Source organism: Streptomyces sp. NPDC091377, from assembly GCF_044757045.1.
Taxonomy (GTDB): Bacteria; Actinomycetota; Actinomycetes; order Streptomycetales; family Streptomycetaceae; genus Streptomyces.
This window is the reverse complement of sequence record NZ_JBIVUE010000002.1, coordinates 432,449-456,191: the sequence shown is the minus strand read 5'-3', so window position 1 is coordinate 456,191 and position 23,743 is coordinate 432,449. Positions and strand designations below refer to the sequence as shown.

General features: G+C 72.8%; 20 protein-coding genes and 1 pseudogene. 14 read left to right on the top strand and 7 right to left on the bottom strand.

The features are described 5' to 3' along the window. Positions 1-41 precede the first annotated feature (41 nt). Complete coding sequence (locus tag ACIQNG_RS06060) at positions 42-530, bottom strand: hypothetical protein (RefSeq protein WP_401482800.1); 489 nt, start codon at positions 528-530, stop codon at positions 42-44. 119 nt (positions 531-649) lie between these two features. Here ACIQNG_RS06060 and ACIQNG_RS06055 point away from each other — a divergent pair, with 119 nt between their 5' ends. The 3 genes from ACIQNG_RS06055 (at position 650) to ACIQNG_RS06045 (ending at position 2,741) form a co-directional block, all read left to right on the top strand. Beyond that, complete coding sequence (locus tag ACIQNG_RS06055) at positions 650-1,897, top strand: helix-turn-helix domain-containing protein (RefSeq protein ID WP_401482799.1); 1,248 nt, start codon at positions 650-652, stop codon at positions 1,895-1,897. A gap of 128 nt (positions 1,898-2,025) precedes the next feature. Beyond that, a complete protein-coding gene (locus ACIQNG_RS06050) occupies positions 2,026-2,355 on the top strand; it encodes a hypothetical protein (protein WP_401482798.1) in 330 nt (109 codons plus the stop codon). Beyond that, the gene (locus ACIQNG_RS06045) at positions 2,352-2,741 is read left to right on the top strand and encodes a DUF6415 family natural product biosynthesis protein (protein ID WP_401433052.1); all 390 of its coding nucleotides are present in this window, start codon (positions 2,352-2,354) and stop codon (positions 2,739-2,741) included. Before ACIQNG_RS06050 ends, ACIQNG_RS06045 begins: the two co-directional genes overlap by 4 nt. Before the next feature lie 423 nt (positions 2,742-3,164). On the opposite strand, the pseudogene ACIQNG_RS06040 reads toward ACIQNG_RS06045, so the two are convergent. Further along, positions 3,165-3,716, bottom strand: a pseudogene (locus tag ACIQNG_RS06040) (GNAT family N-acetyltransferase); the annotation flags it as partial. 56 nt (positions 3,717-3,772) lie between these two features. Continuing rightward, positions 3,773-3,973: a helix-turn-helix transcriptional regulator gene (locus tag ACIQNG_RS06035; RefSeq protein ID WP_401482797.1), complete on the bottom strand. Its 201-nt coding sequence runs from the start codon at positions 3,971-3,973 to the stop codon at positions 3,773-3,775. 384 nt (positions 3,974-4,357) lie between these two features. On the opposite strand from ACIQNG_RS06035, the gene iolC reads away from it, so the two are divergent. The 5 genes from iolC to mmsA all read left to right on the top strand — a co-directional run bounded on the left by iolC (position 4,358) and on the right by mmsA (position 10,631). Beyond that, positions 4,358-5,308: a 5-dehydro-2-deoxygluconokinase gene (gene iolC, locus ACIQNG_RS06030; protein ID WP_401482796.1), complete on the top strand. Its 951-nt coding sequence runs from the start codon at positions 4,358-4,360 to the stop codon at positions 5,306-5,308. Between the two features lie 92 nt (positions 5,309-5,400). Further along, entirely contained in the window at positions 5,401-6,282 is an 882-nt protein-coding gene (locus ACIQNG_RS06025; protein ID WP_401483056.1) for a deoxyribose-phosphate aldolase, read from the top strand. 20 nt (positions 6,283-6,302) lie between these two features. Then, positions 6,303-7,154 (top strand): 5-deoxy-glucuronate isomerase, encoded by an 852-nt coding sequence (gene iolB / locus ACIQNG_RS06020; protein WP_401483054.1) that lies wholly within the window; start codon positions 6,303-6,305, stop codon positions 7,152-7,154. Next, positions 7,151-9,097 (top strand): 3D-(3,5/4)-trihydroxycyclohexane-1,2-dione acylhydrolase (decyclizing), encoded by a 1,947-nt coding sequence (gene iolD, locus ACIQNG_RS06015; RefSeq protein ID WP_401482795.1) that lies wholly within the window; start codon positions 7,151-7,153, stop codon positions 9,095-9,097. Before iolB ends, iolD begins: the two co-directional genes overlap by 4 nt. Positions 9,098-9,128: 31 nt before the next feature. Next, complete coding sequence (mmsA, locus tag ACIQNG_RS06010) at positions 9,129-10,631, top strand: CoA-acylating methylmalonate-semialdehyde dehydrogenase (protein WP_401482794.1); 1,503 nt, start codon at positions 9,129-9,131, stop codon at positions 10,629-10,631. Positions 10,632-10,780: 149 nt separating this feature from the next. On the opposite strand, the gene ACIQNG_RS06005 is transcribed toward mmsA, so the two are convergent. Continuing rightward, positions 10,781-12,094, bottom strand: a complete 1,314-nt coding sequence (locus tag ACIQNG_RS06005) for an ABC transporter substrate-binding protein (RefSeq protein WP_401482793.1) — start codon at positions 12,092-12,094, stop codon at positions 10,781-10,783. 177 nt (positions 12,095-12,271) lie between these two features. After that, positions 12,272-13,669 (bottom strand): condensation domain-containing protein, encoded by a 1,398-nt coding sequence (locus ACIQNG_RS06000; RefSeq protein ID WP_401433031.1) that lies wholly within the window; start codon positions 13,667-13,669, stop codon positions 12,272-12,274. A 214-nt stretch (positions 13,670-13,883) separates the two neighbouring features. Here ACIQNG_RS06000 and ACIQNG_RS05995 point away from each other — a divergent pair, with 214 nt between their 5' ends. The 4 genes from ACIQNG_RS05995 (at position 13,884) to ACIQNG_RS05980 (ending at position 21,200) form a co-directional block, all read left to right on the top strand. Next, positions 13,884-16,532 (top strand): alpha/beta fold hydrolase, encoded by a 2,649-nt coding sequence (locus ACIQNG_RS05995; protein WP_401482792.1) that lies wholly within the window; start codon positions 13,884-13,886, stop codon positions 16,530-16,532. Further along, on the top strand, positions 16,529-17,452 hold the full coding sequence (locus ACIQNG_RS05990) for an ABC transporter permease (protein ID WP_401433025.1): 924 nt from the start codon (positions 16,529-16,531) through the stop codon (positions 17,450-17,452). The genes ACIQNG_RS05995 and ACIQNG_RS05990 overlap by 4 nt, the downstream gene beginning before the upstream one ends. A gap of 135 nt (positions 17,453-17,587) precedes the next feature. Further along, positions 17,588-19,168 carry a von Willebrand factor type A domain-containing protein gene (locus tag ACIQNG_RS05985; RefSeq protein WP_401482791.1) on the top strand — a complete coding sequence of 527 codons (1,581 nt, stop codon included), beginning with the start codon at positions 17,588-17,590 and terminating at the stop codon, positions 19,166-19,168. A 109-nt stretch (positions 19,169-19,277) separates the two neighbouring features. Further along, the gene (locus ACIQNG_RS05980) at positions 19,278-21,200 is read left to right on the top strand and encodes an AMP-dependent synthetase/ligase (RefSeq protein WP_401482790.1); all 1,923 of its coding nucleotides are present in this window, start codon (positions 19,278-19,280) and stop codon (positions 21,198-21,200) included. 85 nt (positions 21,201-21,285) lie between these two features. Here the strand turns inward: ACIQNG_RS05980 and ACIQNG_RS05975 are convergent, their stop codons facing one another. Next, on the bottom strand, positions 21,286-21,693 hold the full coding sequence (locus tag ACIQNG_RS05975) for a rodlin (protein ID WP_401433018.1): 408 nt from the start codon (positions 21,691-21,693) through the stop codon (positions 21,286-21,288). Positions 21,694-21,982: 289 nt separating this feature from the next. Then, complete coding sequence (locus ACIQNG_RS05970) at positions 21,983-22,393, bottom strand: rodlin (RefSeq protein WP_401482789.1); 411 nt, start codon at positions 22,391-22,393, stop codon at positions 21,983-21,985. Positions 22,394-22,692: 299 nt separating this feature from the next. On the opposite strand from ACIQNG_RS05970, the gene ACIQNG_RS05965 reads away from it, so the two are divergent. Both ACIQNG_RS05965 and chpD read left to right on the top strand, forming a co-directional pair. After that, a complete protein-coding gene (locus ACIQNG_RS05965) occupies positions 22,693-23,106 on the top strand; it encodes a rodlin (RefSeq protein WP_401433013.1) in 414 nt (137 codons plus the stop codon). Between the two features lie 321 nt (positions 23,107-23,427). Further along, positions 23,428-23,655 carry a chaplin ChpD gene (gene chpD / locus ACIQNG_RS05960; protein ID WP_401433507.1) on the top strand — a complete coding sequence of 76 codons (228 nt, stop codon included), beginning with the start codon at positions 23,428-23,430 and terminating at the stop codon, positions 23,653-23,655. The last annotated feature ends 88 nt before the right edge of the window (positions 23,656-23,743 follow it).

Genomic DNA, 23,743 nt, shown 5'->3' with positions numbered 1-23,743 from the left:
TGACACGGGAAGCGGGCCCGCGGCGCTGCGCGGAGGGGGGTTCAAGACCTCCGGGCGGCGCCTTCGGGCCAGACCACATCGACGGGTAGCCCGGCGCCGCGGGCTTCCAGAACGGTATCCGCGGTACCGCCGCCCTTGCCGCTCGGCGGCGAGCCGTCCCAGACGGCGACAAGGCGCTCGGCCCGCTGGAGCAGCGTCCTGTTGGCGTCCTCGTACGCCGACCGGTTGGCGCTCGCGTGGGGAAGCACGAGCACCTCGTCCGCGACCGAGGTGAGCCGGTCGAAGGTCTCCACGTGGTCGGGCTTGACCTTGTTCCGCCGGTAGTCCTGGGAGGGGATGACGGCGACCAAGTGCCCGCCCAGTTCCAGCACGACCTCCGCGAACAGCGAATCGGATCCCTTCGCGAGACAGGAGACACCGGTGAGCGGGCCGTCGGCGTACGGCTTGAGGACCTCGCGCAGGGCGTCCCGCACCAAGGGGACACCGGCATCGGTGAGATCCATGTGCCCGGTCACGGCGATCGTGGTCACGTCGCTCCTTCAGCTGGAGAGGACTTCCCTGCCGACCGTCAACAGCACCGCGGCTCCCCGTGTTCGCGGGGGCCGCGAGGCGTACCGTTCTGAGTGTCCAGGTCAGAACGGAGCCCAGTATGCCCGAGCGCACCGACCCCGCACCCGCACACCCCGGCGAACTCCTCCGCGCACTGCGGCGCCGTCGCGGCCTCACCCAGGAGCGCCTCGCCGAACGCGCAGGACTCAGCCTCGGAGTGGTGAAGAAGTTGGAACGCGGCGGTACCGCCCGCCTGGAGAACTACCACGCTCTCGCCCGCGCTCTCGGCGTCCGCACCAGCGCCCTCTTCGAGTCCGCCGGGCCCCACGCCACCACCCGCGACGACGAGGACAACATCGACCTCATGCCGCTGCGGCAGGCCATCGCACCCCCCGTCACCTTCACGGGCCGCCTGCCCGGTCGCGACACCGCCACCGAACCGGACCTGCCGAGCCTCCAGGCCGCGGCCCGCGAGGTCGGCGTGGCCTACCACGAGGACCGCTACGACGAGGTCGCCGACCTGCTGCCCGGCCTGGTCCACGCCGCGCACGACGCCGTACGGCACTACGACAACGGCCCGGAGAACACGGCGGCGTTGCGGGTGCGTTCGGACACCCTCCAGATGGCCGGCCGGTATCTGACGCAGGTCCGCGCGTACGACCTCGCCCACGTGGCGCTGCGCGACGCCATCAAGGACGCCGTACAGGTCGACGACACGGCAGCCGTTGCCGCCGCCGTGTACCAGCAGGGGTGGCTGCTGATGAGGCAGAGCCGTCTGGACGAGGCCGAGTTGGTCAGTATCACCACGGCGGACGCCATCGAGCCGCGGATCTCGCGGGCGACCCGGCAGTCCCTCGGTGCCTGGGGCAAGCTGCTCGTGCACGCCAGTGCGGCGGCGGCCCGCAACAACCGCCCCCGGGAGGCGCGGGAGATACTCCGGCTCGGCCGCACGGCCGGTGCCGCGCTGGGCGGCGGACAGGCCCTGGCCGTGTCGTCGTGGGGCCGGTTCGACTGGAGGACGGTGGCGTTCCAGGGGATCGAGAACCAACTGGTGGCGGAGCGCCCGGACCGGGTGCTGCGCCTGTCGGAGCGGATGCCTGTCCCGGCGGACGCGAAAGGGCGGCTGTTCCAGCGCCGCCACCTGCTGGACGTGGCGCAGGCGTACGCGATGCTGCGGCGCCCGGACGACGCCACGGACATCCTCTGGTCGCTGCTGGACGAGACGCCGGAGTGGCTGAGGCACCAGCGGATGGCATCGGACACGTTCCACGACGCGCTCGGAAAGAGCAAGCGGCGCCGACTGACCTCGAAGCAACGGGACTTGGCGACGTTCTTCGGCGCTCACTAGAGGGACACGTTCCGTGCCGGTTCCGGTGGCCGATGTGCCACAACGGCCACGGAACGTGCCTGTATCGCGTTCGCCCGCACTCATTACGGTCCGTGGAGCAGCGATCACTTCCCCAGGGAGACGCGCCCATGGCGACGACCGAGACTGTGACACCCCCCGACGCGCTCGCCCTCGTGGCGTGCCCGCCGCTGGACGCCCTGTCCGTGGACCAGGCGAGGGGCGCGACCTGCGTGTGGGACGCCACAGAGCCCCCGCTCACGGCCGAGACCGCCGTCGACCTCGGTGAGCGCCGGGGCGACGTCCACTGGTTCCCCCGGGCCTGCCGCGAGCACACCGGCGAACGGGCGCACGAGGCGCTGCTGGAGCACGTACCCCGGTGCGAGGAGTGCACGGCGAACAAGGCCATCTGCGCCATCGGCCGCGCCCTCTACCGCCTCGCCCGGCGGAGGGCCGTATGAGCAGTGTCCTGGACCTCTCCGCCATGCGCGACGCCGCCCGGAGCATCCTCGGCGATCACGCCCGGTTGCCCACCGAGGAGCAACTGGAGCTTCTCACCGGCCGTCTGCGGGGGCATCTGATGCTCGCCATCCCCGTCGTCGTGGAGGCGGCGGCCGGGTATCCCGTGGGTGACATCCCCGGCGCCTGCGCCCGCGTCGGTGTCGAGGAGGCGCGGCTGCGGCTCGGCAGGGAGCCCGCCGCCACCTCCCTGCCCGCGGGGATCGCCCACGCGCAGCTTCTCGCCCGCTCGGTGATGGCCCTGTGCGACCACTACGAGTCCCTGACCCACCCCATGGAGGAGCGGCGCGGACCTCGTCACGCCTCCGACGCGGGGACGTCGCCCTGATCGCCGACCAGGTCGGGCCCCGCCCCCGCCGCGGCCACGCGCACACCGGCCGCTGTCAGCCGTCCGACCGCAGGAGCCTGGGTGTACTGCGCCCGGTGTGACCGGCCGCTGATCCCAGCGATCGCCGAGACGGTCATGAACCCCGGCGCCAGCGGGCCCGGCGGCGACATCCACGTCTGCCGCCACCTGTGCCCGCGAACGCCCCGGCAGACCGCACCCCTCTCCGGATCCGCGGCAGCCCTGGACCGCTCACCCGCGCGCAGGCCACCTGCGCGGCAGCAGAGCCCGCCGGGTCGGTAGGGCCGGCGCCCGTGCCGCCGGCGGTGAGGGTGCCTCGATCGTGGCAAGGGCAGGCGTTGCCGTTCGGCCGGCGCTGAGCCCGCCGTCGACGGTGTCGGGCTCTTCCGGACGGCCCCGGTGCCGGGCCCACTCCCGGTCCAGGATCGCCATCTGCACCTCGTCCACCCACGCGCCCTCGCGGAGGGAGGATTCCCGCAGGACGCCCTCGGTGACGAAGCCGACCTTCTCGTAGGCCCGCCGGGCGCGCGGGTTGTCGCCGTAGACCTCCAGGGAGATCCGGTGGAGGCCGAGCCGCTCGAAGCCATGGCCGACGATCAGCCGGACCGCCTCGGTACCGAGGCCGCGGTCGCGGCCCCGGGGGCCGATCAGGGTGCGGAAGTTGCAGGAGCGGTGGTGCGGTTCCCACTCGTTGAGGACGACCTCGCCGACCACCTCGCCGGTCTCCCGGTCGGTGACGGCGAGGTCGAGGCGGTCGGGCTGCTCGGTACGGGTGGCGTACCAGGAGCGGACCGAGTCGTAGGAGGGCCCGTCGGCGGGGTCGCCGGACGGGTCGGAGGTGAAGCGCAGGACCTCGGGGTCCTCCAGGATCCGCCACATCGCCTCCGCGTCGGCCTCGGTGAAGGGCCGCAGGACGGTGCGTTCACCGGTGAGTACGGGTTTGACCAGGAAGCTCATCCCAGGATCCTGCGAGCCGAGCCGCAGCCGGGGCAATCGAATATCGCCCCGCCCTCCTACCCCTCCCGCCGGTTGCGGTTCCCCGGGCGGGCGGCGACCCAGGTGCGGACGGTGTCGGCGTACCAGTACGGCCTTCCGCCCTCGACGTGGTCCGGCGCGGGCAGCAGACCGTGCTTGCGATAGGAGCGCACGGTCTCGGGCCGTACCCGGATGTGCGCCGCGATGTCCTGGTAGGACCAGAGCCGTCGGTCGGTCATGAGTCGTACCTCCCTGCGCACGCCGCGGCGGCGGCCTGGGGCGGCCGTCGGAGGAGCCGGGCGCTGCGCTGGCGATCACCCAGCCTGCGCCCGGCGGGCGACGCGGAGTGAGGACCGGGCCGGGGCTGTCGACCGGGTGTGACCAAGACTCCGTACACATGGGACAGATGTGACATGGGGGTGGTGTTTGTGACAGGGGTGATGCAAAGGGGTGTGATGGTGTGATGTCCCTCTTCGGGTAAGCCCGCTGGACGCCATGCGGCTCTCTGGTCAGAATGTCTGGACAAAACATTGACAGGGTCACCGGGACGCGACTAGAAAAACCGGAGTGAGCCGAACGATGGCGACCGGAGCGAGCCGAACCGACGGCACGAAGGGAACTCGATGGCGTACGACCTGATCACCATGGGGCGGATCGGTGTGGACCTGTATCCGTTGCAGACCGGGGTCCCGCTGCCGCAGGTGACGTCCTTCGGCAAGTTCCTCGGCGGCTCGGCCACCAACGTGGCGGTCGCCGCGGCCCGGCTCGGCCGCCGCACCGCCGTGATCACCCGCACCGGCGACGACCCCTTCGGCACCTACCTCCACGAGGCCCTGCGCGACTTCGGGGTCGACGACCGCTGGGTCACCCCCGTACCCGCGCTGCCCACCCCCGTCACCTTCTGCGAGATCTTCCCGCCGGACGACTTCCCGCTCTACTTCTACCGGCAGCCCAAGGCCCCCGACCTGGAGATCGCCGCCGGGGAACTGGACCTGGACGCGATCCGCGAGACCCGGATCTTCTGGGTCACCGGCACCGGACTGAGCGAGGAGCCGAGCCGTACGGCGACCCTCACCGCGCTCGCCCACCGCGCCAAGGCCGGCACCACCGTCTTCGACCTCGACTGGCGCCCCATGTTCTGGCCGGACCCGGCCGAGGCCCGCTCCTTCTACGCCGAGGCCCTGCGCCACACCACCGTCGCCGTCGGCAACCTGGACGAGGTCGAGATCGCCACCGGCGTCCGCGACCCGCACGCCGCCGCCCGCGCACTGCTCGACGCGGGCGTCGAACTCGCCGTCGTCAAACAGGGACCCAAGGGCGTCCTCGCCGTCGGCCGCGACGGCGAGCGCGCCGAGGTGCCGCCGCTCCCGGTGACCGTCCTCAACGGCCTCGGCGCCGGGGACGCCTTCGGCGGCGCCCTGTGCCACGGACTGCTCTCCGGCTGGGACCTGGAGCGGACCGTACGCCACGCCAACGCCGCCGGAGCCATCGTCGCCTCCCGCCTGGAGTGCTCCTCGGCGATGCCCACCCCGGCCGAGATCGAGACGGCCCTCACCGCGGGAGCCGTCAAGTGACCGTCGGGCCCGGAAACCCGGACAGCAGCACCGGGCGGCACCCCCGCCCCGTCGACGCCGGAATCGACACCGACGTGGACATCGACACCGGCGTGGACATCGACATCGCCCGGCTCGTCCGCACCCGCGCCGAACACCCCGAAGCCGTCGCCGAGGCCGCCGCCCGCCGCACCCGGCGCCCCCTGCTCGGCCCCACCGGACGGCTGATGATCGTGGCCGCCGACCACCCCGCCCGCGGCGCCCTCGGCGTCGGGGACCGGGGACTCGCCATGGCCAACCGCGCCGACCTGCTCGGCCGCCTCTGCCTCGCGCTCGGCCGGCCCGGCGTCGACGGTGTCCTCGCCACCGCCGACATCCTGGACGACCTGCTCCTCCTCGGCGCCCTGGACGGCAAGGTCGTCATGGGCTCGATGAACCGCGGCGGCCTCCAGGGCGCCTCCTTCGAACTGGACGACCGCTTCACCGGCCACCGCCCCGAGGACCTCCGGCGCCACCGCTTCGACGCGGGCAAACTCCTGCTGCGCATCGACTACGACGACCCCGGTTCGCTCACCACCCTGGAGTCCACCGCCCGCACGATCGACGCGATGGCCGCCCACCGTCTCCCGGTCTTCGTGGAACCCTTCATCAGCCGCCGCGACCCGGGCGGACGGCTGCGCAACGACCTCTCCGCCGAGGCCGTCACCCGCTCCATCGCCATCGCCTCCGGCCTCGGCGGCAGTTCCGCCTACACCTGGCTGAAACTGCCCGTCACCGAGAACCCCGACGACATGGCCCGGGTGATGGAGACCAGCACCCTGCCCGCCGTGCTGCTGGGCGGCGAGGTCGGGGCCGATCAGGACGGGGCGTACGAGAAGTGGCGCGGCGCCCTCCGACTGCCCACCGTGCGCGGTCTGGTGGTGGGCAGATCCCTGCTGTATCCGGCGGACGGGGACGTGACCGCCGCCGTCGACACCGCCGTAGGACTGCTGTGAGCCGCACCGCGAGGGACGCCATGGACACGACACCACCCCGTACGGACACGACACCACCCCGTCTGCACCTGCCCGACGGCACCACCGCCGACCCCCACCACACCCTCCGCATCGACCCGGAGTCGGCCGGCTGGTCACACTGCGGCCTCCGGATCGTCACCTTGGCGCCCGGCGGCACCCATACCCTCACCGCCGGCGACAGCGAATGGATCGTGCTGCCCCTGGAAGGCGGATGTACCGTACGAGTTGGGGACGAAAACCTCCGACTCCTGGGCCGGGAGGGCGTGTTCGCGTCGGTCACCGACTTCGCGTACGTGCCCCGGGACGCCCAGGCCCAGATCTCCTCCGACGCGGGAGGCCGCTTCGCCCTGGCAGGAGCGAAGTGCGAGCGACGACTCCCCGCCCGCTACGGCCCCGCGTCGGAGGTCCCCCTGGAACAGCGCGGCAGCGGCAACCGGGCCCGCCAGGTCCGCAACTTCGCCTCCGCCGACGCCTTCGCGTGCGACAAGCTGATCGCCGTCGAGGTGATCACCCCCGGCGGCAACTGGTCGTCGTACCCGCCGCACAAGCACGACGAGCACCGGCCCGGCGAGGAGTCCGAGCTGGAGGAGATCTACTACTTCGAGATCGACGGCCCGCACGGCCTCGGCTACCAGCGGATCTCCCCCTCCCGCGACGGCGGCGCCGACCTGCTCGCCGAGGTGCGCTCCGGTGACGCCGTCCTCGTCCCGGACGGCTGGCACGGACCGTCCATCGCCCAGCCCGGCCACGACATGTACTACCTCAACGTCATGGCGGGCCCGGGGGAGACCCGGGAGTGGCGGATCTGCTTCCACCCGGACCACCTCGACAGCGCGGAGGGATACCGATGACCGCCCCCACCCCGGCCCACACCGCCGTTCCCGCCCCGGCCCACACCGCCGCCCCCGCCGCGGACGCGACCACCCGGCTCACCGTCGCCCAGGCCCTGGTCCGCTTCCTCTGCGCCCAGTACACCGAGCGCGACGGGGTCCGCCGCCGGCTCATCGGCGCCACCTGGGGCATCTTCGGCCACGGCAATGTCGCCGGGCTCGGTCAGGCCCTCGTCGAGCACGCCGACACCATGCCCTTCCACCAGGGCCGCAACGAACAGGCCATGGTGCACGCGGCCGTCGGCTACGCCCGCCAGTCCGGCCGTCTGTCCACCCACGCGGTGACCACCTCCATCGGCCCCGGCGCCACCAACCTGGTCACCGGCGCCGCCCTCGCCACCATCAACCACCTCCCCGTCCTGCTGCTGCCCGGCGACACCTTCGCCACCCGCCCCGCCGACCCGGTCCTCCAGCAGCTCGAAGTGCCCCACGCGGGAGACCTCTCCGTCAACGACACCCTGCGCCCGGTGTCCCGCTACTTCGACCGGATCACCCGCCCCGAGGCCCTGATCCCGGCCGCCCTCCAGGCGATGCGGGTGCTCACCGACCCGATCGAGACCGGCGCCGTCACCCTCGCCCTCCCGCAGGACGTCCAGGCGGAGGCGTACGACTGGCCGGCCGCGTTCTTCACCGACCGGGTGTGGACCGTACGACGGCCCGGCGCCGACCCCACCGAACTCGCCGAGGCCGTCACCGCGATCCGCTCCGCCCGCCGGCCCCTGATCGTCGCGGGCGGCGGCGTCCACCACAGCCGCGCCGAGTCCGCGCTCGCCGAGTTCGCCGAGACCACCGGCATCCCCGTCGCCTCCACCCAGGCCGGCAAGGGCTCCCTGTCCCACGACCACCCCCAGGACGTCGGCGGCATCGGCCACACCGGCACCGCCACCGCCGACGACCTCGCCCGCGCCGCCGACCTGGTGATCGGCGTCGGCACCCGCTACACCGACTTCACCACCGCCTCGAACACCCTCTTCACCGGCGACGGCGTCCGCTTCCTCAACCTCAACATCGCCCCCTACGACGGCCACAAGCTCGCCGGGCTCCCGCTCGTCGCCGACGCCCGCAGCGGCCTGTCCGAACTGACCGAGGGGCTCCTCGTCCACGACCACCGGGTCCCGGACGCCTACGTCACCGCCTACACCGGGGCCAAGGCCGACTGGGAGCGCCGGGTGGACACCGCCTACCGCGCCGCCGACCCGGACGCCCGCCCCACCCAGACCCAGGTGCTCGGCGCGCTGGACGCCCTGGTGGACGGCACCGACATCATCATCAACGCGGCCGGCTCGCTCCCCGGCGACCTGCACAAACTCTGGCGGGCCCGGTCGCACGACCAGTACCACCTGGAGTACGGCTACTCCTGCATGGGCTACGAGATCCCCGCCGCCCTCGGGGTGCAACTCGCCGCGCCCGGCCGGCCGGTGTGGGCGCTGGTCGGCGACGGCACCTATCTGATGATGCCCACCGAGATCGTCACCGCCGTGCAGGAGGGCCTGGCGATCAAGGTCCTGCTGGTGCAGAACCACGGGTACGCCTCCATCGGCGGGCTCTCCGAGGAGACCGGCGCCGAGCGCTTCGGCACCGCGTACCGCTACCGCGCCCCCGACGGCACCTTCACCGGCGCCCCGCTCCCCGTCGACCTCGCCACCAACGCCGAGAGCCTCGGTCTGCGGGTGCTGCGCGCCCGGACCGTGGGTGAGCTGCGGGAAGCGCTCGCGACGGCACGGGCCGCCGACACTCCCACATGTGTCTACGTGGAGACCCGAACGACCGACACAGTGTCGGGAGCGCCCCCGGCGATGGCCTGGTGGGATGTACCTGTGGCCGCGACCGCGACCCGACCCGCCGCGGTCGAGGCCCGGGAGCGCTACGAACAACAGATCTCGACCCGACGCCGCCCTCTGTGAAGACGCGCCATCTGTGAAGGAGTACTCGGTCATGACGAAGATCGTCAACCACTGGATCGGCGGGAAGGCCGTCGACGGCGCGTCGGGCATGTTCGGGCCGGTCACCGACCCGGCGACCGGCGCGGTCACCACCCAGGTCGCCTTCGCGTCGGTGGACGAGGTGGACGCCGCGGTGGCCGCCGCCAAGGACGCGTTCGCCACCTGGGGCCAGTCCTCGCTGGCCCAGCGCACGACCGTCCTGTTCAGGTTCCGCGCGCTGCTCGACGCCAACCGGGACGCGATCGCCGAGCTGATCACCGCCGAGCACGGCAAGGTCCACTCCGACGCCCTCGGCGAGGTCGCCCGCGGCCTGGAGATCGTCGACCTGGCCTGCGGGATCAACGTCCAGCTCAAGGGCGAGCTGTCCACCCAGGTCGCCAGCCGGGTCGACGTGGCCTCCATCCGCCAGCCGCTCGGCGTCGTCGCGGGCATCACGCCGTTCAACTTCCCGGCGATGGTCCCGATGTGGATGTTCCCGCTCGCCATCGCGACCGGCAACACCTTCGTGCTGAAGCCGTCCGAGAAGGACCCGTCCCCCGCCCTGAAGATCGCCGAGCTGCTGGCCGAGGCCGGACTGCCCGACGGTGTCTTCAATGTCGTCAACGGCGACAAGGTGGCCGTGGACCGGCTCCTGGAGCACCCCGACGTCAAGGCGGTCTCCTTCGTCGGCTCCACCCCCATCGCCCGCCACATCCACACCACCGCCTCCGCCCACGGCAAGCGCGTCCAGGCGCTCGGCGGCGCCAAGAACCACATGCTGGTCCTCCCGGACGCCGACCTCGACGCCGCCGCCGACGCCGCGGTCAGCGCCGCCTACGGCTCGGCGGGCGAGCGCTGCATGGCGATCTCCGCCGTGGTGGCCGTCGGCGCCATCGGCGACGAACTCGTCGCGAAGATCCGCGAGCGGGCCGAGAAGATCAAGATCGGCCCCGGCAACGACCCCACCTCCGAGATGGGCCCGCTGATCACCGCCGCCCACCGCGACAAGGTGGCCTCCTACGTCACCGGCGCCGCCGCCGAGGGCGCCGAGGTCGTCCTGGACGGCACCGGCCACACCGTGGAGGGCTTCGAGGACGGCCACTGGATCGGCATCTCGCTCCTGGACAAGGTCCCGACCTCGGCGAAGGCGTACCGGGACGAGATCTTCGGCCCGGTCCTGTGCGTGCTGCGCGTGGACACCTACGACGAGGGCGTGGCCCTCATGAACGCCTCCCCGTTCGGCAACGGCACCGCGATCTTCACCCGCGACGGCGGCGCCGCCCGCCGCTTCCAGCTGGAGATCGAGGCCGGCATGGTCGGCGTCAACGTCCCGATCCCGGTCCCCGTCGGCTACCACAGCTTCGGCGGCTGGAAGGACTCCCTCTTCGGCGACCACCACATCTACGGCAACGACGGCACCCACTTCTACACCCGCGGCAAGGTCGTCACGACCCGCTGGCCGGACCCGTCCGAGGCCCCGACCGGCGTGGACCTGGGCTTCCCCCGCAACCACTGACCGACCCCCGCCCCGCAACCACTGACCGACCCCGCCCCGCGACGACCGCGCCGCCGCCCCGGACCAACCGACCCCGCCCCGCGACGACCGCGCCGCCGCCCCGGACCAACCGACCCGGGGCGGCGGCGCGGCCCGTTCCGCCTCCCGCGTCAGTGGCGCCATCCCGCCTGGGCGGTGCGCAGGGCCCGGGTCGCGCTCTGCTCACCCGCCACCGCGAGCGCCAGTTCGTCCACCAACCGCTGGAGGTTGGCGGGGTCCTGGGCGCCCTTGGGCCAGACCACGGGGGTGCCGTCCAGCCCGTCCCGGATCAGCCCGACCGTGCCGGGCGCGGTCCGCGCGTACTCCTCGGAGTGCAGCACCCCGGCCCGGCCGGGGGCGGGCGCGCCGTGCGGACGGGTCGCCTGCCACCGCGTCATGTCCTTCCCGGTCGCCCACGTGAGGTAGGCGAGCGCCGCCGCGCGGTGCTGCGAGGCGGGGGAGACACCGAGGACGTACCCGCCGTTGAGCGGGGTGCGGCGGCGCCGGTTGCGTCCACCGAGGGGGAGGGCGACCGCCCCCCACTTCCCCGCGATCTCCGACCGCGCCGGGTCGTCGGCCCGCCGCGCCAGCCCGGTCCAGGACTCGATCAGCCCGACCCGGCCGCCGAGGAACGCGTCGGCCGCCGGGTCGGCACCCGGCCGCCCCGGCGGGACGTGCAGCGCGTGCGGGGCGACCGCGATCAGATGCCGTACGGCGGCGACGGCCGCGCCCGTGGTCAGCGTCGGCCGGCCCGAGCGGTCCACGAGGTCGCCCCCGTGGCCGACGAGCCGGTTGACGAAGGAGCAGCCCAACTCCCGCGTGTGCGGCTGCCGCCGGAGCACGGCGCCGTGGTACCGGCCGCCGCCCTCGCGGGTGAGCCGTGCGGCGATCGCGTCGAACTCGTCCCAGGTCGCCGGCGGACGCAGCCCGTGGGCGCCGAGGAGTTCCCGGTTGAAGAACACCAGGTGCTGGTCGGCGTCATGGGGCAGCCCGTAGCGGCGGCCCCGGTACAGGGTGCACGCGTCGTACACCGACGTCAGGAAGTCCTCGGTGTCCAGCCCGCGCCGGGTCCCGATCCAGCCGGTGAGATCCAGCAGTGCCCCGGCCTCCGCGAGGGCGCCGAGCCCGGGGTAGGGGTGATCGAAGACGTCGAAGCGGCCGGTGCCGCTTGTCACGTCGTCGATGATCCGCCCGGTGAGCCGCGCGTCGTCCAGGGCGGTCACCTCCAGCGTGCCCCCGGTCAGCTCCTGCCACGCGGGTGCCAGGACCGTGCGGTGCAGGGCGAGGTGCGGGGAGGCGACGAGGACCTTGAGGGTGACGCCGGTGAGGCCGGCCCCCGGCGGGGCACCGCCGCCCGCGGCGGACGCGACGGCCCCCAGCGAGGCGAGCGCGGGACCGACGACACCCACCGACGCGGCGCCGCGGAGCAGGTTTCTGCGCGACACCGACGGCGACGACGGCGACACCGGCGGCGGTGAGATCGAAGAAGGCGATGAGGACGATGAGGACGACGAGGACGACGAGGACGACGAGGACGACGATGGGCACGGTGATGTGAACGACGACACGGGAACTCCTTCCGGGAGGTCCACCCGGGGTGGGGGCGCCTCCCACCCACCGCCTCAGCCGTCCCCTCCATCTCCCACCTCCTTGATCACATCCCGCAGCCGCTCCACGTAGAGCCGCATGTTCTTCTGCGCCACATCCGTGTCCGGATACCGGCTGGCCAGCCACAACCCCTCGTGCATCCGGTTGATCCACACGCACACCTGATCGCCGTAGGAGACCCGGATCAGTCCGTACGCCGACTGCCGCTCCCAGTCCCGGGCCCCCGGCAGGGACCGTGTGTCGATGAACGACACGATGGAGTACAGGTCCGGCGACGTGGGCCGGAAGTCCGCGCCGAGCAGTTGCAGCACCCGGGCCATCGGCATCCGGGCCAGCGTCCGGTTGGTGTGCATCTGCGCGCGGACCGTGCGCAGCGCGCCCGCGAAGTCCAGGTCCGGGCCGAGCGGCACCTCGATCGGCGCCCCGCCCACGTACCACCCCACCGACTCCGACCAGCGGGACTTGGCCCGGGTGTGGAAGGGCAGCACCGTGCGGTACACGGACGCCTCGCCGATCTCCCGCAGGACGAGCGCGGTCGCCGCGAGCACCCCCACCCCGCTCCCCCCGAACGGCCGGCACCGCGCCTCGAACGCGGCGGCGGCCTCCGCGTCCACCAGCGGCTCCCGCATCAGCTTCTGCCGGGGCAGCGGACCGGGCCCGGCGTCGAGCCCGAGGTCCACCGGGAAGGCCGGCAGCCGTCCCTCGCAGCGCCGGATGAACTCCCGCCAGCGCGTGACCATCTCATGGCCCGCGTCGATCCGGTCGGCGTCCGCCCGCTCGCCCTCGCAGAAGTCGACGTAGCTGCCGACCGGCGGCTCCTCCAGCACCCGCCCCTCGACGGCCGCGGTGTAGAGGTCATGGAGTTCGGCCGGGATGCGGTGCACCGAGTAGGCGTCCACGTTGGAGTGGTCGAAGGCCATGTACACACTCGTGGAGTCGGCGCGGACCACGGCCGTGTACAGGTAGTTCGGCCAGGCGAGCGCGTCCGCCGCCACGTCGAACCGGTCCTGGAGGTACCGCACCAGCGCGTCCGGGTCGGTGAAGTCGCCGACCGTCTCGCGGTGCAGGGCCACCGAACCGGTGTCCAGGGTGAAGCGGCGCAGCGCGCCACCGCTCAGCCGGAAACCGCTGCGCAGCGTCTCGTGCCGCAGGGTCCAGCGGTGCAGGGCCTCCTGGAGGGCGTCCAGGTCGACTGCGCCGGGGAGGTCGAAGGCCGAGCCGAGCCAGGTCGGCACGTACTGGCCGTCCTCCCGTACGGCACGGGCCGTGGTGATGTGCGCCTCCTGGATGTAGGCGGGCGGCCGGGAGTCGTCCGGCAGCGCGGCGGCGGTGGCGACGGTCGCCGGACTCAGGGTCCATTCGACGAGCCGTCCCGGCCGCACCTCGCAGTGCTGGATGTCGGTGATGCGCACAGGACGTTCTCCGTTCGGGGGACCACATGGGGATGGCCTTGTCCAGGCAAGGCCGTCTTTCCAGGCAAGGCGGTGATCGAGCAGGACGCGCCGGTTTGGGCGATCTTTCACCGCATCGGGTGATTCTGGACCGCCGGGCCGCATCCGCTCCCGGCCCGTCGGCTCTCCCGGGGAAGCTGTCGGGGCCGACAGGTGCGCCCCGTACTGTGGACGCATGGATCTTCGACTCCCCGGGCTGCGCGGGATACGGCGGTCGCGGCGGCTCCTGGCCGCCGTCGCCGCCGTCGCCGTCCTCGCCGGTGCCGGGACCTGGACGGCGGTCGCGTCCGAGGACACGCCGACCGTGCGCCGCGGCGACCGGATGATGGACATGGGCGACGGCGTCCGCGTGGACACCTCGTTCTTCACCGCCGGGGGTGACGGCGCCCGGCCCGCCGTCCTGCTGGGGCACGGCTTCGGCGGCAGCAAGGACGATCTGCGCGACCAGGCCGAGGACCTGGCCCGGGACGGCTACGCGGTGCTCACCTGGTCCGCGCGCGGCTTCGGCGAGTCCACCGGACGGATCGGGCTCAACGACCCCGACGCCGAGGTCGCCGACGTCTCCCGGCTGCTCGACTGGCTCGCCGACCGGCCGCAGGTGGAGCTGGACGGGAAGGGCGACCCCCGGGTCGGCGTCGCGGGCGGCTCCTACGGCGGTGCCATCGCGCTGCTCGCCGCCGGCCACGACGACCGGGTCGACGCCATCGCCCCCGCGGTCACCTACTGGAACCTCGCGGACGCCCTGTTCCCCGGCGGCGTCTTCAAGAAGCTGTGGGCCGGGATCTTCTTCAACACCGGCGGCGGCTGCGCGGCGTTCACCGCCGAACTGTGCGCGATGTACGACCGGGTCGCCGAGTCCGGCACCCCCGACGCCGAGGCGCGCGCCCTCCTGGAGGCCCGCTCCCCGTCCGCCGTCGGCGAGGACATCGACGTCCCCACCCTGCTCGTCCAGGGGCAGACCGACTCCCTCTTCCCGCTCGGCCAGGCCGACGCCGCCGCCGCGGCGATCCGCGCCAACGGCGCCCCCGTCGACGTCGACTGGATCGCCGGCGGCCACGACGGCGGGGACATGGAGACGGGCCGGGTCGAACAGCGCGTCACGGCGTGGTTCGACCGCTGGCTGAAGGACGACGAGGCCACCGACACCGGCCCCGCGTTCCGGGTCACCCGCACCGGAGGCGTCGACTCCACCGACGGCCGGGCCACCCTGCGCGGCGCCAGCGCCGACACCTACCCGGGCCTGTCCGACGGCCTCCACGACATCCCCCTCGCCGGCGGCGAGCAGCGCGTCACCAACCCGGCCGGCGGCAGCCCGCCCGCCGTCTCCGCGCTGCCCGGCCTCGGCGCGGGCGGCGGCCTCGCCCAGCTCTCCTCCCTCGGCGTCGGCATCTCCCTGGACTTCCCCGGCCAGTTCGCCGACTTCACCTCGGCCCCCCTCGCCGACGACCTCCAGATCACCGGCGCCCCGACCGCCACCGTCCACGTCCGCTCCAGCGGCGCGGACGCCGTCCTCTTCGCCAAGGTCTACGACGTCGGCCCCGACGGCACCCAGCAGGTCCTGCCGTCCCAGCTCGTCACCCCGGTCCGGGTCACCGACGCCGAGGCGGGCCAGGACTTCACCCTCACCCTCCCCGCCATCGACCACGAGGTGCAGCGCGGCCACCGGCTGCGGCTCGTCGTCGCCTCCACCGACCTCGGCTACGCCTCCCCGGCCGCCCGCGCCACGTACACCGTCTCCCTCACCGGCGACCTGAGCGTGCCGACCGCCCCCGGCGTCAGCACCGCCGCGGCCCCGCTGCCCGCCTGGGTGTGGTGGCTGCCCGCCGCGGGCGCGGTCATCGCCGCCGCCCTGCTGCTCGGCGCCCGCCGCCGCGCCGGCGCCCCCGCCCCGGACCCGGCACTCGCCGGCGTCCCGCTCCAGATCACCGACCTGAGCAAGCGGTACGCCAGGTCCAGCGACCGGTACGCGGTCAAGGAGCTGTCCTTCCGGGTCGAGAAGGGCCAGGTCCTCGGACTGCTCGGCCCCAACGGCGCCGGCAAGACCACCACCCTGCGCATGCTGATGGGCCTGATCACCCCCGACGGCGGCGAGATCCGCGTCTTCGGCCACGCGATCCGCCCCGGCGCCCCCGTGCTCTCCCGGGTCGGCGCGTTCGTGGAGGGCGCCGGCTTCCTGCCGCATCTGTCCGGGCGGGAGAACCTGGAGCTGTACTGGGCCGCGACCGGCCGCCCCGCCGAGGACGCCCACATCGAGGAGGCCCTGGAGATCGCGGGCCTCGGCGACGCCCTCGCCCGCGCGGTCCGCACCTACTCCCAGGGCATGCGCCAGCGCCTGGCCATCGCCCAGGCCATGCTCGGCCTGCCGGACCTGCTCATCCTCGACGAGCCGACCAACGGACTCGACCCGCCCCAGATCCGCGAGATGCGCGAGGTGATGATCCGGTACGCCGCCGCGGGCCGCACCGTGATCGTCTCCAGCCATCTCCTGGCGGAGGTCGAACAGTCCTGCACCCACCTCGTGGTCATGGACCGGGGCCGGCTCGTCCAGGCCGGGCCGGTCGGTGAGATCACCGGCTCCGGCGACACCCTCCTCGTCGGCACCGGCACCCCGCCGGAGGACCCGGTGGTCGAGAAGGTCGCCGCGCTGCCCGGCGTCGCCTCGGCCGTCCGCACCGACGAGGGGCTCCTCGTCCGGCTCGCCCCGGACGGCAGCGCCGCCGCCCTGGTCCCCGAACTCGTCCGCCTGGAAGTGCCCGTCGAGTCGGTCGGCCCCCACCGCCGCCTGGAAGACGCCTTCCTGACCCTGATCGGAGGCTCCGCATGAGCCCGCTCGCCGAGCGCACCCAGACCGGTCCGGACCACGCCGAGCCCGCCCGGACCGAGCCCGCCGCCGCACCCGGCACCGGAACCGCCCCCGGCTACCGCGCCGCCCACACCCTCCCGCTGCGGGTCGAACTGCTCCGCCAGCTCAAACGGCGCCGCACCCTCGTCATGGGCGCGATCCTCGCCGCCCTGCCGTTCGTCCTCGTCGTCGCCTTCGCGATCGGCGGCGACCAGGACGACCCGGGCGACCGGATCACCCTGATGGACACGGCCACCGCGTCCGGCGCCAACTTCGCCGCCGTCAACCTCTTCGTGTCCGCGGGCTTCCTGCTGGTCATCCCGGTCGCCCTGTTCTGCGGCGACACGGTCGCCTCGGAGGCCAGCTGGTCCTCCCTGCGCTATCTGCTCGCCGCCCCCGTGCCGCGCGCCCGGCTGCTGTGGTCCAAACTCGCCGTCGCGCTCGGCATGAGCGCCGCCGCGATGGTGCTGCTGCCGCTGGTCGCCCTGGCCGTCGGCACCGTCGCCTACGGCTGGGGCCCGCTGCGCATCCCGACCGGCGGCGAACTGGACACCGGCACCGCCGCCCAACGCCTCGTGGTGGTCGTCGCCTACCTCTTCATCTCCCAACTCGTCACCGCCGGGCTCGCGTTCTGGCTCTCCACCAAGACCGACGCCCCGCTCGGCGCGGTGGGCGGCGCGGTCGGACTGACCATCGTCGGCAACGTCCTGGACGCGGTCACCGCCCTCGGCGACTGGCGGGCCTTCCTGCCCGCGCACTGGCAGTTCGCCTGGGCCGACGCCGTCCAGCCCCGCCTCGAATGGTCCGGCATGATCCAGGGCACGGCGATCTCCGTGACGTACGCCCTGATCCTGTTCGCCCTGGCCTTCCGCGGCTTCGCCCGCAAGGACGTGGTGTCCTGACCCGCTGAGCGAGCGACGTCCGTGCCCACTTCGAGACCCATCCGCAACCCCCCGTGCCGCACCTTCCGGCCCCCTCCCGCGTCACAGTCACAGACATCGCGGATGTGCCATCGACACGGGGTGGGGGCAAGGGACATGAAACGACACCGGATACGACGGCTCGGCGGGACACTGGTCGCGCTCGGCGCGGCGAGCGCCCTGCTGGCGGGTTGCAGTGGAAACGCCGACACCTCCGGCACCAGTACGTCGGACCGGTCCGACACCCGGCCCGCCCCCGACCGGGGCGGCGGCCACAGCCGGGGCGAGCAGCCCGAAGACGCCTTCGGCCAGGACGAAGACGCCTTCGGCCAGGACCGGGACGCCGAGCGCAAGCACGACGTCGCCCCCGAGGAACCCGACCTGCTCTCCACCTTCGCGCTGGACGTCGACACCGCCTCCTACGGCTACGCCCGCCGCGCCCTCGCCGACGGCCGGCTGCCCGACCCCTCGACGGTCCGCCCCGAGGAATTCCTCAACAGCTTCCGCCAGGACTACGAACGCCCCGACGGCAACGGCTTCACCGTCACCGTGGACGGCGCCCGCACCGGCGACGCCGAGTGGTCCCTGGTCCGCGTCGGCCTCGCCACCCGCCCCGCCGGGGACGAGACGGAACGCCCGCCCGCCGCCCTCACCTTCGTCATCGACGTCTCCGGCTCCATGGCCGAACCCGGCCGCCTCGACCTCGCCAAGAAGTCCCTCGCCGCCCTGACCGACCAACTCCGCGACGACGACTCCGTCGCCCTGGTCACCTTCACCGACGAGGCCGAGACCGTCCTGCCCATGACCCGCCTCGACGGCGACCGCGACCGCGACCGGATCCGCGACGCCGTCGACGGCCTGGAGACCCACCAGGCCACGAACCTCGGCGCGGGCGTCGAGACCGGCTACGCGACCGCGGTCGAGGGACTGCGCGAAGGCGCCACCAACCGGGTCGTGCTGATCTCCGACGCCCTCGCCAACACCGGCGACACCGACGCCGACAGCATCCTGGAGAAGATCGCCGAGGCCCGCACCGCACACGGCATCACCCTCTTCGGCGTCGGCGTCGGCAGCGACTACGGCGACGCCCTGATGGAACGCCTCGCCGACCGCGGCGACGGCCACACCAGCTACGTCTCCGACGCCGACGACGCCCGCAAGGTGTTCGTGGAGGAACTCCCGCGCACCGTCGACCTCACCGCCCGCGACGCCAAGGCCCAGGTCGCCTTCGACCCCGAGACCGTCGAGGAGGCCCGGCTGATCGGCTACGACAACCGGCAGGTCGCCGACGACGACTTCCGCGACGACCGCGTGGACGGCGGCGAGATCGGCCCCGGCCACACCGTCACCGCCCTGTACGCCGTCCGCACCGGGTCCGACGCCACCGGCCATCTCGCCACGGCCACCGTCCGCTGGCAGGACCCCGACACCCGCACCCCGCACGAGGAGTCGGGACAACTGGAGGGCGACGACCTCGCCGACGCGGTCGGTGACGCCTCCGACCGCTTCCAGGTCACCGCCGTCGCCGCCTACTTCGCCGACGCCCTGCGCCGCGCCGAGCCGCACCACCAGCGCCTCCCCGCCGCCCCGACGGTCCGCGCCCTCGCCGACCACGCCGACGCCCTCGCCGACACGACCGCCGACCGGGCGGTACGGGACCTGGCCGAGGCGATCGACCGCGCGGACCGCATGCTGTGACCCACGGGTCCACCCGCCCCCGGCCCACGGGTTCGCGCCCGCCCCATTGACTGCTCTTTACGTAACGGTAGGTTGACCTCGCGTCACCCTCGTTCCACCGGGAGCGGTCATGAGCGTACGCAGGGATCTGAAACGGGCGGGACGGCGCACGGACCTCGCGGCCCGCACCCGTACCGAGTTGATCAGGGACGCCGCCGGCACCGTGCGGGAGGCCCGGGTCGAGGCACTCGCCCCCGAACCGGACGGCACGACCACCGCCGACATCCCCTTCACCCACGCCGCCCAGGCCCCCGACGCCGTCGTCGTACGCCGCAGGGCGCCCGACGGAAGCTGGCGCCCGGTCACGGCCGCCGCCTTCGCCGCCGACATCGACGCGGTCGCCAAGGGCCTGATCGCGGCCGGCCTGGAGGAGGGCGACACCCTCGCCCTGATGTCCCGCACCCGCTACGAATGGACGGTCCTGGACTTCGCCGCCTGGGCCGCGGGCGCCCGGACCGTCCCCGTCTACCCGACCTCCTCCACCGACCAGGTGGAGTGGATCGTCCGGGACTCGGGCGCCCGCTTCGTGATCACCGAGACCGCCGAACACACCGCCACCGTCCGCGCCGCCACCGCCGGCCACCCCGAACGGCCCCGCATGTGGCAACTGGACGCCGACGCCGTCACCGAACTCAGCGCCCTCGGCCGGACCATCCCCGACGAGGAGGTCACCCGGCGCCGCGCCGCCCTCACCCCCGCCTCCATCGCCACCATCTGCTACACCTCCGGCACCACCGGCCGGCCCAAGGGCTGTGTCCTCACCCACGGCAACCTCCACGCCGAGGCCGCCAACACCGTCGCGCTCCTCCACCCCGTCTTCCGCGCCGTCACCGGACAGACCGCCTCCACCCTCCTCTTCCTCCCCCTCGCCCACATCCTCGGCCGCAGCCTCCAGATCGCCTGTCTGCTCGCCCGCATCGAGATCGGCCACTTCCCCAGCGTCAAGACGGACGAACTCCGCCCCGCACTGAGGGAGTTCCGCCCCACCTTCCTCGTCGGCGTCCCCCACCTCTTCGAGAAGATCCACGACGCCGGCCGCGCCACCGCCGAGAAGATCGGCCGCGGCGCCTCCTTCGACCGCGCCGACCGCGTCGGCGTCCGCTTCGGCGAGGCGTACCTCGCCAAGTTCCTCGGCACCGGCAAGGGCCCCACCCCCGCCCTCTACGCCGCCTGGGCCCTGTACGACCTGCTGGTCTACCGCCGTATCCGCAAGGAACTGGGCGGCCGGCTGCGCTACGCCATCAGCGGCGGCGCCCCCCTCGACCGCGACCTCACCCTGTTCTTCCACGCCGCCGGAATCATCGTCTACGAGGGCTACGGCCTGACCGAGACCACCGCCGCCGCCACCATCGTCCCGCCCCTGCGCCCCCGCCCCGGCACCGTCGGACAGCCGGTCCCGGGCACCGCCGTGCGCATCGCCGACGACGGCGAGGTCCTCGTCCGCGGCCCCATCGTCCTCGACTCCTACTGGAACGACCCCGAGGCCACCGCCGCCTCGCTCAGCGACGGCTGGTACGCCTCCGGCGACCTCGGCTCTCTGGACGAGGAGGGCTATCTCACCCTCACCGGCCGCAAGAAGGACCTCCTCGTCACCTCCGGCGGCAAGAACGTCTCCCCGGCCGTCCTGGAGGACCGGCTGCGCAGCCGCCCCCTGGTCGGCCAGTGCCTGGTCGTCGGCGACAACCGCCCCTTCATCGCCGCCCTCGTCACCCTCGACCCCGAGGCCCTCGCCCACTGGCTCACCGTCCGGGGCCTGCCCCCCGACACCCCGCTCACCGACCTCGTCCGCGACGACCGGGTCCGCGCCGAGATCCAGAAGGCCGTCGACCACGCCAACCAGGCCGTCTCCCGCGCCGAGTCCATCCGCGCCTTCACCGTGGTCGAGGGCGCGTTCACCGAGGACAACGGCATGCTCACCCCGTCCCTCAAGGTCCGGCGCCACGCGGTCCTGGCCGCGTACGGGAAGCAGATCGAGGCCCTGTACGCCCGCTGAACCGGGGGAAGAGGGACCGGCACACGACGACGGCGGGCCACCGGAGAAGACCGGTGGCCCGCCGTCGCGGATACGGGGGGACGGATCAGTTGTTGCCCGCGCCGTTGCCCGCGAGCACCGAGATGTCGTCCAGGATGTGCGACAGCGGCTCGTCGCCCTTGGCCTGGGTGGAGTTCTCGACGCACTGCTGGTTCTGCGGCGCCGACAGGATCGGCACGTCCTGCACGGCGATCGGCACGAGACCGATCAGCGAACCGACGTTGGCCTTCAGCGGCAGACCGATGCAGGGCTTGTTCAGCGAACCCTGGACCAGCGACAGCTGCGGGCTCTGGTCGCCGAACGTGGCCGAGTTGCCGAAGACCGACGAGGCGCCGTTGCCGCTGGCGGAAGTGGTGCCGTTGTCGTTGCCGATGGCGAGGGCCTGGGGGGCCGCCGTGGCCGACAGACCGGCGACAGAGGCGGCGATAGCCGCGGTGGCCCACAGCTTCTTCATGTTCAATCCCTTCGAAAAGCGGACTCCGGTGGGGAGTTGCGTGATCGTCAACGGATTCCGGGCGGCGCGGGTTGCGGGCTTTGCCCCGATCGGCCCAGCGCATTCGCATGATGGGATGAACGCCCGGCGCGTGCTTCAGCCGCACGCCGACCTGGCGCGGACACTGCCCCCCCGCCGCACCCGCGCCCGGACGCACGGCAGCGGGCCGCCGGAAGACCGGCGGCCCGCTGGGGATGGGGGCGGTGGGGCACCCCCGGGCTCAGGAGCGAGCCCGTGACATGCGACCGACTCAGTTGTTGCCGGCGCCGTTGCCCGCGAGCAGCGAGATGTCCTGGAGGATGTGCGACAGCGGCTCGTCGCCCTTGGCCTGCGTGGAGTTCTCGACACACTGCTGGTTCTGCGGGGCCGACAGGATCGGGACGTCCTGGACCGCGATCGGCACCAGGCCGATCAGGGAGCCGACGTTGGCCTTGGCGGGCAGAGCGATGCAGGGCTTGTTGAAGGAGCCCTGGATGAGGGCCAGCTGCGGGCTCATGTTGCCGTACGTCGCCGAGTTGCCGTACACCTGCGACGCGCCGTTGCCACTGGCGGACGTGGTGCCACTGTCGTTGCCGATGGCGAGCGCCTGCGGAGCGGCGGCGGCGGAGACGCCGACGACGGAGGCGGCGACCGCGGCGGATGCCAGAACCTTCTTGATCACTTGCTAGTCCCTTCTGGAGAAACCCCGTCCACCGGAGTGTTCTGGTCAACTGCCCACAGCCCGCATAGTTGCCCCCATTCACTCCGATGGCCCACGGCGCGCACGTGATTCCGCACGCCCCCCTGGGGTGGTCGCACGCCCTCGCGCGGGTGCGTCCCGTGGAGCGCGAGCACCGTACGGGTGAAAAGCCGCAACCAATCTCCGTCGGCCCGGTTGATGCGAAGGCAGGAACCCGCTTGATGACCGGCCCGGAAAATATACGGACCGGAACGGGTGTCCTCGTCGGAAAGGAAACGGAAATGCTGAAGAAGGCAATGGCCGCGGCGACGGTCGCCGCGTCCCTGGTCGGTGCGACGGCGATGGCGGCCCCGCAGGCGCTTGCCATCGGTAACGACACCGGCACCACGTCCGCGAGCGGCAACGGCGCCTCGTCCGTGTTCGGCAACCAGGTGACCCACGGCAAGCAGAGCCCCCAGGCCACCCTGGTGCAGAGTTCGCTCAACAAGCTCTGCGTCGGTCTGCCCGTCAAGGCGAACGTCGGCCCGCTGATCGGCGTGCTCGTGCCGGTCGCCGTGCAGGACGTGCCGATCCTGTCGGCCCCGCAGAACCAGCAGTGCGCCGAGAACTCCACCCAGGCCAAGGGCGACGAACCGCTGTCGCACATCCTGGACGACATCTCCGCGCTGTCCGGCAACGGGATCGCGAACAACTGACCCACCGCCGTAGCACCAACCGCCCGGACGACCCGCGCCCCCTTTCGCGGATCGTCCGGGCGGATTTCTTTCCGCTTTTGTCTCACCCCCTGGGTGAGAACCTTTGAAGAAGCGTTTCCCTGCGGCCGATTGCTGTTCATTCCATCCAAGGGTCAATGCTGCCTTGGCGTTCGAGTGAATTACCCTGCGACACACGTTCCGGAGTTTCTTCAGCTGTCTATCTCTCGTTCTACAGCCTGCCGGTCATGGTGCGAGCCGCCCAAGTCGTGCTCGCTCGGTTTCGGCCGTCATAGGGGCATGACCGCAGAGAAGGGAAAGTCCATGAAGAAGACCGCCGCCGTGTTCGCGGGCGCGATCCTCGCCCTGGGCGGGGCCGCCCCGGCGTTCGCCGACTCCGGTGCCGAGGGCGTCGCCGTGGGGTCCCCGGGCGTACTGTCCGGCAACGTCATCCAGATCCCCGTGCACGTTCCGGTGAACGTCTGTGGCAACAGCATCAATGTCATCGGTCTGCTGAACCCCGCGTTCGGCAACGTCTGCGTCAACCACTGACGACGTAACGCGACCAGCCTTCCGGCTGCGCCACGGCCGGCCCTGGACCACCCCGTTTCCGGTCCCGGGCCGGCTTTTCCTGGCTCTG

What these genes read in the sequence shown, in the direction of transcription:
- iolD (WP_401482795.1), top strand. Translation starts at nt 7,151, where the DNA reads ATGACCGCCCCCACCCCGGCCCACACCGCCGTTCCCGCCCCGGCCCAC.
- ACIQNG_RS06045 (WP_401433052.1), top strand. Translation starts at nt 2,352, where the DNA reads ATGAGCAGTGTCCTGGACCTCTCCGCCATGCGCGACGCCGCCCGGAGC.
- ACIQNG_RS05985 (WP_401482791.1), top strand. Translation starts at nt 17,588, where the DNA reads ATGAAACGACACCGGATACGACGGCTCGGCGGGACACTGGTCGCGCTC.
- ACIQNG_RS05975 (WP_401433018.1), bottom strand. Translation starts at nt 21,693, where the DNA reads ATGAAGAAGCTGTGGGCCACCGCGGCTATCGCCGCCTCTGTCGCCGGT.
- ACIQNG_RS05965 (WP_401433013.1), top strand. Translation starts at nt 22,693, where the DNA reads ATGCTGAAGAAGGCAATGGCCGCGGCGACGGTCGCCGCGTCCCTGGTC.
- mmsA (WP_401482794.1), top strand. Translation starts at nt 9,129, where the DNA reads ATGACGAAGATCGTCAACCACTGGATCGGCGGGAAGGCCGTCGACGGC.
- ACIQNG_RS06035 (WP_401482797.1), bottom strand. Translation starts at nt 3,973, where the DNA reads ATGACCGACCGACGGCTCTGGTCCTACCAGGACATCGCGGCGCACATC.
- ACIQNG_RS06050 (WP_401482798.1), top strand. Translation starts at nt 2,026, where the DNA reads ATGGCGACGACCGAGACTGTGACACCCCCCGACGCGCTCGCCCTCGTG.
- iolC (WP_401482796.1), top strand. Translation starts at nt 4,358, where the DNA reads ATGGCGTACGACCTGATCACCATGGGGCGGATCGGTGTGGACCTGTAT.
- iolB (WP_401483054.1), top strand. Translation starts at nt 6,303, where the DNA reads ATGGACACGACACCACCCCGTACGGACACGACACCACCCCGTCTGCAC.
- ACIQNG_RS05990 (WP_401433025.1), top strand. Translation starts at nt 16,529, where the DNA reads ATGAGCCCGCTCGCCGAGCGCACCCAGACCGGTCCGGACCACGCCGAG.
- ACIQNG_RS06055 (WP_401482799.1), top strand. Translation starts at nt 650, where the DNA reads ATGCCCGAGCGCACCGACCCCGCACCCGCACACCCCGGCGAACTCCTC.
- chpD (WP_401433507.1), top strand. Translation starts at nt 23,428, where the DNA reads ATGAAGAAGACCGCCGCCGTGTTCGCGGGCGCGATCCTCGCCCTGGGC.
- ACIQNG_RS05980 (WP_401482790.1), top strand. Translation starts at nt 19,278, where the DNA reads ATGAGCGTACGCAGGGATCTGAAACGGGCGGGACGGCGCACGGACCTC.
- ACIQNG_RS05995 (WP_401482792.1), top strand. Translation starts at nt 13,884, where the DNA reads ATGGATCTTCGACTCCCCGGGCTGCGCGGGATACGGCGGTCGCGGCGG.